Origin of the sequence: Aquipuribacter hungaricus (assembly GCF_037860755.1) — a bacterium.
Classification (GTDB): Bacteria; Actinomycetota; Actinomycetes; order Actinomycetales; family JBBAYJ01; genus Aquipuribacter; species Aquipuribacter hungaricus.
Genome location: NZ_JBBEOI010000181.1, coordinates 1 through 7,283, shown reverse-complemented (window position 1 = coordinate 7,283; position 7,283 = coordinate 1). Strand labels below are relative to the sequence as shown.

Sequence of the window (7,283 nt, the reverse complement as noted above, 5' to 3'; positions counted from 1 at the left end):
GGCGAGCCGGTCCCCGGCGTCCGCGGGCGTGGCCGGCCCGGCGCCCAGCACGCCCGCGACGGTGCCGGCCAGGGCGGTCCGCCCGGCCAGGAGCAGGACGGCCCCCTGCTCGCCCGTCAGCCCGAGGGTGTCCAGCACCTCGCGCCACGGCCAGCCCTCGACGTCGTGCAGCCACAGCACCTCCCGCTCCGGCAGCGGCCGTGCCCGCAGCGCTGCCTCCAGCGCCTCCCACCCCGCCGGACCCCACCGGTCCGACCAGGCGAGGGTCGCCCACGGGACGTCGTCGCGGCCCGGTCCCGCCGCGCCGCCCGGCGCCTCGGTGGCGACCTGCCCGGGCGTGCCCGCCGGTGCCAGGGCTCCCGCCGACGCCGCCCGGGCCCGCCCGGAGGTGACGAGGATGCCCGTGAGCCAGGCGCGCAGCGTGGTGTGCCAGGTGAACATGTCGAGCCCGGGCAGGGCCACCGACCAGGTGCGGAGGACGAGGTCGCCGACCAGGTCCTCGGGCACGTACAGCCGGGCCAGGCGGCGCACCGTCGCGTCCTGGGCGCGCAGCAGCTCCTCGAAGGCCTGCGCGCTGCCCAGCCGCAGCCCCTCGAACAGGACGCCCTCGTCCTCCACCGGACCAGGCTACGACCGGGCGGTCCCGGCGGCGCCGGGTCCGACCGACCGGGGCTGCGCCGACCTGTGGCGACGTCTCAGGCCGGGGGGCGCCCGGCCGCGGCGGCCTCGAGCACGTCGGCCAGGTCGCGCAGGCTCGTGGCGACAGCCCGGCCCAGCGGCGTCAGCGCGTACTCCACCCGCGGCGGCACCGGGGTGACGACCTCCCGGGTGACCATGCCGTCGGCGGCCAGGGTCTGCAGCGTCTGCGACAGCATCTTCTCGCTCACCCCGTCGACGCGGCGGCGCAGCTGCCCGAAGCGGTGGGTCCCCTCCAGCAGCGCGAGCAGGGCGAGCGAGGCCCACCGGCTCGTCACGTCCTCGAAGGCCGCCCGCGACGCGCACCCCCGGGCGAACACGTCCGTCACCAGGTCCGCGCCGGGCCCGACCTCGTCTGCCACCACCGCACCAGGCTACGCCGGGGGCACGGTGGGAATGGGCAGCACTAACCGTGGGTTAGCGCCTTCGGTCGGCAGCACCGCCGGCCCCCGTCGTCCCCACCCCCAGGAGCTCCCCGTGCCCACTCTCGCCGTCACCGGTGCCTCCGGCCGCCTCGGCCGCCTCGTCGTCGCCGACCTGCTCGACCGGGGGGTGGTGCCCGCCGGTGACGTCGTCGCCGTCGTCCGCGACCCCGCGTCCGTCGCCGACCTCGCCGACCGGGGCGTGCAGGTGCGCCGCGGCGACTACGACGAGCCGGGCACGCTGCCCTCGGCGCTCGCCGGGGTCGACCGGCTGCTGCTCGTGTCCGGCTCCGAGCCCGGGCGGCGCGTGCCGCAGCACACCGCCGTGGTGGAGGCCGCCGTCGCGGCGGGCGTCGGCCGGCTCGTCTACACGAGCATCCTCGGCGCCCCCACGACGAGGAACCCGCTCGCCCCCGACCACCGGGCGACCGAGGAGGTGCTGCGCGCCGCCGCCGTGCCCGTGGTCGTGCTCCGCAACGGCTGGTACACCGAGAACTGGACCGACCAGCTGGGCCAGTACCTGGCCACCGGCGAGCTGCTCGGTGCCACCGGCGGTGCCGGGGTGTCCGCCGCCGCCCGCGCGGACTTCGCCGTGGCGGCCGCCTCGGCGCTGCTCGCCGACCACGCCGAGCTCGCCGCGGCCGCGGACGAGCAGGCCGAGGGGTTCCTCGCCCTCGAGCTCGGCGGCCCGGCGTTCACGCTGGAGGAGCTGGCCGCCGCCGTCACGGAGGCGACCGGCACGACGGTGGTGTCCCGCGACCTCGGCGTCGACGGCTACGCCCGCGCCCTGGTCGGGGCCGGCCTCGACGAGGGCACGGCCGGCTTCGTCGCCTCGCTCGACGGCTCGATCGCCGCAGGGGAGCTCCGGACCGGCTCGGGCGCGCTGGAGCGGCTGCTCGGCCGCCCGGCGACCCCGCTCGTCGAGGTCGTCCGGGCGGCCGCGCCCGCCGCGTGAGGCGCTAGCGCTCCTCGACCGGGGCCTTGACCGCGAGCACGGGGCAGTCCGCCTCCAGCAGCACCCGCTGGGCGGCGCTGCCGAACAGCAGCTTGCCGGTGGGGCTGCGCCGCCGCAGGCCGATGACGACGACCGAGGCGCCGTGCTCGCGGGCGGCCGCGAGCACGCCCTCGGCGCCGTCGTGGCCGGTCACCCGCTGCTCCACCGTCGACGGCACGCCGGACTCCTCGAGCATCGCCCGGACCTCGGCGAGGTCGTCGGCCCCCGCGTACCGGGGGTCGACGAGGGCGTCGCCGCGCGAGGTGTTGACCACGTGCAGCGCCTCCCCGCGCCGGTCGGCCTCGTCGAGGGCCGCCCGCAGGGCCGCCCGTCCCTGCGGGGTCGGCACGTAGCCGCAGACCACGGTCACGGGGCCACCTCCTGCTTCGACTCGGTCTCGGCGCGCGTGATGGCCACGAGCTCCGCCTCCACCCGCTGCTGCCGGCGCTTGAGCACGACCCCGGCGACGAACAGCAGGACCAGGAGGACGTACACGGTGGCCGCGAACGGGCTGGTCACCAGCGCGGACGGGTCGCCCTGGCTGATGGTCAGCGTCCGGCGCAGCTGGGTCTCGGCGATCGGGCCGAGGATGAGGCCGACGACGGCCGGCCCGACAGGGAAGCCCTGGGTCCGCATCGCCCAGCCCAGCAGGCCGAGCAGGAACAGCAGGACCAGGTCCGTCGTCGACGCCCCGACCGAGTAGCTGCCGAGCGCGGCGAAGGTGAGGATCCCCGCGTACAGGTACGGCCGCGGGATCTGCAGGAGCTTCACCCAGAGCCCCACCAGGGGCAGGTTGAGGACCAGGAGCAGGACGTTGCCGATGTAGAGGCTCGCGACGAGCGCCCACACCAGCGGGGCCTGGTTCTCGAACAGCAGCGGGCCGGGCTGGATGCCGTAGCTCTGGAACGCCGCGATGATGATCGCCGCGGTCGCCGAGGTGGGCAGGCCGAGGGTGAGCAGCGGCACGAGGACCCCGGCAGCGGCGGCGTTGTTGGCCGCCTCCGGACCGGCGACGCCCTCGATCGCCCCGTGGCCGAACTCGTGCTTGCGCCTCGACAGCTTCCGCTCCAGCGAGTACGAGAGGAACGTCGAGACGTCCGCGCCGCCGGCCGGGATGGTGCCGATGGGGAAGCCGACCGCCGTCCCCCGCAGCCACGCGGGCCACGAGCGGCGGAAGTCCTCACGGGTGAACCACCTCCCGCCCACCGGGACGAGCGGCACGGGGCCGCGGCGCATCCGGGCGGCGACGTGCAGCGCCTCGCCGACCGCGAACACGCCGACCGCGACGACGACCACGTCGATCCCGTCGGCGAGCGACGGCAGGCCGAGCGTGAACCGCTGCTGCCCGGTGAGGGCGTCCGTGCCGACCAGGCCGAGGAACAGGCCGACGCCGAGGGACGTGATGCCGCGCGAGGCCGAGCTGCCGAGCAGCGCGGCGACGGTGAGGAACGCGACCACCATGAGCGCGACGTAGTCCGCCGACCCCAGCCTGAGGGCGAGGGTGGCGATGACCGGGGCGAGCAGGGTGAGCGCGAGCGTGGCCAGCGTGCCGGCGACGAACGAGCCGACGGCCGCGGTGGCCAGCGCCGCCGCGCCGCGGCCCGCCTTGGCCATCTGGTTGCCCTCGAGGGCGGTGATGATCGACGCGGACTCGCCGGGGGTGTTGAGCAGGATCGACGTGGTGGAGCCGCCGTACATGCCGCCGTAGTAGATGCCGGCGAACATGATGAACGCCGCGGTCGGCTCCAGGGAGAAGGTCAGCGGGAGCAGCAGGGCGACCGTCATGGCCGGCCCGATCCCCGGCAGGACGCCGACGGCGGTGCCGAGCACGACGCCGATGACCGCGTAGAGCAGGTACTGCGGCTGCAGCGCGGTGGCGAAGCCGTTCATGAGCAGGCCGACGTCACCCAAAGCCGGGCACCCCCTCCAGCGGACCCGCGGGCAGGAACAGCCCGAGGTACTGGGTGAACAGCACGTGCACGAGGACGGCGAGCACGGCACCGATGAGCGCCGCGCGCCACCAGGGCCGGGCGCCGAGCGCGAACGCCGTGCCGGTGAACAGGACCGTCCCCGCGACCGGCCAGCCGGCCGGCTCGACGAGCACGACCAGCAGGACGAAGGCCAGCGTCATGCCGCCGACCGTGCGCCAGTCGACCGAGCGGTCGGCGTCGACGTCCTCGCCGGCCTCGACCTCGCCGCGGTGGCCGCGCAGCACGTCGACCACGACGGCCAGGCCGGCGAGCACGAGCACCGCGCCGACCGCGTAGGGGAACGCGCGCGGGCCGACCGAGCCCGCGGTCTGCGGGACGACGATCCGGGAGGCGTCGACCAGGGCGAAGGCACCGAGGCCGACGAAGCCCAGGGGGAGGAGCAGCTGGAGCCAGGGCACGCTCCGTCGCGTGGTGACGGCGTGGCCTGCCCCGGTCGCGGGGACGGTGCTCACCCGACGAGCCCGATGTCCTCGAGGACGCCGCGCACGCGGGTCTGCTCCTCGCCGAGGAACGTCTCGAACTCCTCCCCGGGCAGGTAGGTGTCCTCCCAGCCGCGGGTCTCCAGCTGCTCCTGCCACTGCTCGGAGGCGTGGACCTCCTCGACGAGGCCGAGCAGGCGCTCGCGGCCGGAGTCGCTGATCCCGGGAGGGGCGACGACGCCGCGCCAGTTGCTCAGCTCCACGTCGTAGCCCTCGTCGGTGAGGGTGGGCACGTCGGTGAGGCTGTCCACCGGCTCGGCGCCGGAGGTCGCGAGCGCGCGCAGCGCCCCGGCCTCGATCTGCTCGGAGTACTCGCCGACGCCGGAGATCCCGGCGGCGACCTGGCCGCCCAGCAGCGCCGCGAGGGACTCGCCGCCGCCGGAGTAGGGCACGTAGTTGAGGTTCTCGACCGGCACGTCGCCGGCCTGCAGCAGCAGCCCCGCGAGGATGTGGTCGGCGCCGCCGGCCGAGCCACCGGCGATGGCGACCTCCTGGCCGCGCTCCTCGACGTCGCTGACGAGGTCCTCGACGCTCTGGTAGTCGCTGTCGGCGGGGACGACGAGGACGAGGTCCTCGGCCGTGAGCCGGGCGATCGGGGTGGCGTCCTCCAGGGTCGCCTGCGACTGGTTGGTCTCGACCGCGCCGACCATCACCAGGCCCATGACCATGAGGAACTCCTCGCTGCGCTCGGTGGCCAGGTCGGCGAGGCCGACCGTCCCGCCCGCGCCGGGGACGTTGCTCACCTGGGTGGCGCCGGCGGCGCCGGAGCCCTCGACGGCCTCGGCGAAGGCGCGGGCGCTCTGGTCCCAGCCGCCGCCCGGGTCGGCCGGGGCCATGAGCTGGAGGCGGTCGATCGGCTCGGCGGCCTGGGCGGGGGCGTCGGAGCCCTCGGCGGGGGCGGCCTCGCCGCCGCTGCTGCTGCCGCCGCACGCGGCCGTCGCGACGACGACGCCGCCGAGGGCCAGCGCGAGCACCCGGCGGCGGGTCGCGCCCCGGGTGGTGGAGCGGGGAAGGGTGGTCGTGCGCATGGGTCCTCCTCGTCGAGGGACGCCGGCACCGGCGTCGCGGACCGGACGCTATGGACACCTCGGCGGGGGGCGGAAGCATGCGGTCGTACTGGTGGTTCTGGTCGTTCTGGTCGCCCCGGGGAGCCCCTGACCTGCGGGTTCCTGCGGCACACTGGCGACGTGGTCCGGACGATGTCGTTCAACCTGCAGCTCGTGCTGCTGCAGACGGGCATCGTGCTGCTCACCCTCGCCGTCGGCGGCCTGGTCGCCGTGCAGCTGCAGCAGCAGCAGATCCGCGACGGCTACCGCCAGCAGGTGCTCACCGTGGCGACGTCGACCGCGACCCTGCCCAGCGTCGTCGACGCCTACGACGACGAGGACCCGACCGCCACCCTGCAGCCGCTCGCCGAGCTCATCCGGCAGGCCTCCGACATGACGTTCGTCGTGCTCACCGACGCCGAGGGGATCCGCCTCACCCACCCGGACCCGTCCCGGATCGGCCAGGCCGCCTCCACGGACCCGAGCAGCACGCTGGCGGGGGAGGTGTTCGTCGGCACGGAGACCGGCACGCTGGGGGAGTCCCTGCGCGCCAAGGTCCCGGTCCGCGACGCGACGGGCCGGGTGATCGGCGCCGCGAGCGTGGGCATCCTCGAGGCCGAGCTCGACGCCGCCCTCCGCGAGGACGTGCCGGTCCTCGTGGTGTGGCTCGGCGGGGCGGCCGCGGTCGGCGTCGTGCTGTCCGTGCTCGTCGCCCGGATGGTCCGCCGGCGCACCCACGGCCTGGAGCCGCGCGAGATCGAGCAGCTGCTGCAGGCCCGCGAGGCCATCCTCCACGGCGTCCGCGAGGGGGTCGTCGCCGTGGACGCCGACCGCGTCGTCCTGGCCAACGAGCAGTCGGTCCGCCTGCTCGGCCTGGACGCCGACCCCACGGGCGCCCGCGCGGCGGACGCGCTCGACCCGGCCGTGCTCACCCTGCTCGCGGCGGACGAGCACGCCGTCGACGCGCTCGTGCTCGTCGGGGAGCGGCTGCTGCTGGCCAACCGCAGCGACGCCGTCGTCGGCGGGCGGCCGGTCGCCCGCGTGCTGTCCCTGCGCGACCGGACCGAGGTGTCGGAGGCGCTGCGGGAGCTCGACGGGCAGCGCAGCCTCACCGCGACGCTGCGGGCGCAGGCGCACGAGTTCGCCAACTCCCTGCACGTGGTCCAGGGGCTCATCGACCTCGGCCGGCCCGAGGACGCCCGCGCGTTCATCGACCGGGTGGGCGGCGGCGGCGACCTGGTGCCCGGCGACGGCCTGTCCCGCCTGGGCGACAGCGCCGTGGCCGCGCTCCTGCTGGCCAAGGCGGCGACGGCGCGGGAGCGCGGCTCCCGGGTGCGCCTGGACCCCGCGAGCCGGGTCGACCGCGGCGACGACGACGTGCTCACCGCCGTCGGCAACCTCGTCGACAACGCGCTGGACGCCGGCGGGTCGGGGACCACGGTGGAGGTGCTCGTCGTCGTCGACGGCGCCGGGTCGGTCGTCCGGGTGGACGACGACGGGCCGGGCGTGGCGGCCGAGGACCGGGACCGGGTGTTCGAGGTCGGCGTGACGACCAAGCCGGGCGGGGCGACCGGCCGGGGCATCGGCCTGGCGCTGGTCCGGCGGGCCGCCGGGCGCCGGGGCGGCTCCGCGGTGGTGGGCGTCTCCCCGGCGGG

The 7,283-nt window shown here is 76.3% G+C and carries 8 protein-coding genes; 2 read left to right on the top strand and 6 right to left on the bottom strand.

The window, feature by feature from the left end:
- A partial coding sequence (locus WCS02_RS15385; RefSeq protein WP_340294783.1) for an RNA polymerase sigma factor occupies positions 1-618 on the bottom strand: 618 nt, incomplete at its 3' end.
- A gap of 77 nt (positions 619-695) precedes the next feature.
- Positions 696-1,061: a winged helix-turn-helix transcriptional regulator gene (locus tag WCS02_RS15380; RefSeq protein ID WP_340294781.1), complete on the bottom strand. Its 366-nt coding sequence runs from the start codon at positions 1,059-1,061 to the stop codon at positions 696-698.
- A 112-nt stretch (positions 1,062-1,173) separates the two neighbouring features.
- Between WCS02_RS15380 and WCS02_RS15375 the strand changes: the two genes are divergently transcribed.
- Positions 1,174-2,073 (top strand): NAD(P)H-binding protein, encoded by a 900-nt coding sequence (locus WCS02_RS15375; protein WP_340294779.1) that lies wholly within the window; start codon positions 1,174-1,176, stop codon positions 2,071-2,073.
- A gap of 4 nt (positions 2,074-2,077) precedes the next feature.
- Here the strand turns inward: WCS02_RS15375 and WCS02_RS15370 are convergent, their stop codons facing one another.
- The 4 genes from WCS02_RS15370 to WCS02_RS15355 are packed head-to-tail and all read right to left on the bottom strand — an operon-like array spanning position 2,078 to position 5,610.
- Positions 2,078-2,482 carry a universal stress protein gene (locus tag WCS02_RS15370; protein WP_340294777.1) on the bottom strand — a complete coding sequence of 135 codons (405 nt, stop codon included), beginning with the start codon at positions 2,480-2,482 and terminating at the stop codon, positions 2,078-2,080.
- The gene (locus WCS02_RS15365) at positions 2,479-4,002 is read right to left on the bottom strand and encodes a tripartite tricarboxylate transporter permease (RefSeq protein ID WP_340294785.1); all 1,524 of its coding nucleotides are present in this window, start codon (positions 4,000-4,002) and stop codon (positions 2,479-2,481) included. Before WCS02_RS15365 ends, WCS02_RS15370 begins: the two co-directional genes overlap by 4 nt.
- 13 nt (positions 4,003-4,015) lie before the next feature.
- Positions 4,016-4,555: a tripartite tricarboxylate transporter TctB family protein gene (locus WCS02_RS15360; protein ID WP_340294775.1), complete on the bottom strand. Its 540-nt coding sequence runs from the start codon at positions 4,553-4,555 to the stop codon at positions 4,016-4,018.
- The gene (locus WCS02_RS15355) at positions 4,552-5,610 is read right to left on the bottom strand and encodes a Bug family tripartite tricarboxylate transporter substrate binding protein (protein WP_340294772.1); all 1,059 of its coding nucleotides are present in this window, start codon (positions 5,608-5,610) and stop codon (positions 4,552-4,554) included. The genes WCS02_RS15360 and WCS02_RS15355 overlap by 4 nt, the downstream gene beginning before the upstream one ends.
- Before the next feature lie 159 nt (positions 5,611-5,769).
- Here WCS02_RS15355 and WCS02_RS15350 point away from each other — a divergent pair.
- The coding region (locus WCS02_RS15350) for an ATP-binding protein (RefSeq protein WP_340294769.1) at positions 5,770-7,283 on the top strand (1,514 nt) is incomplete at its 3' end.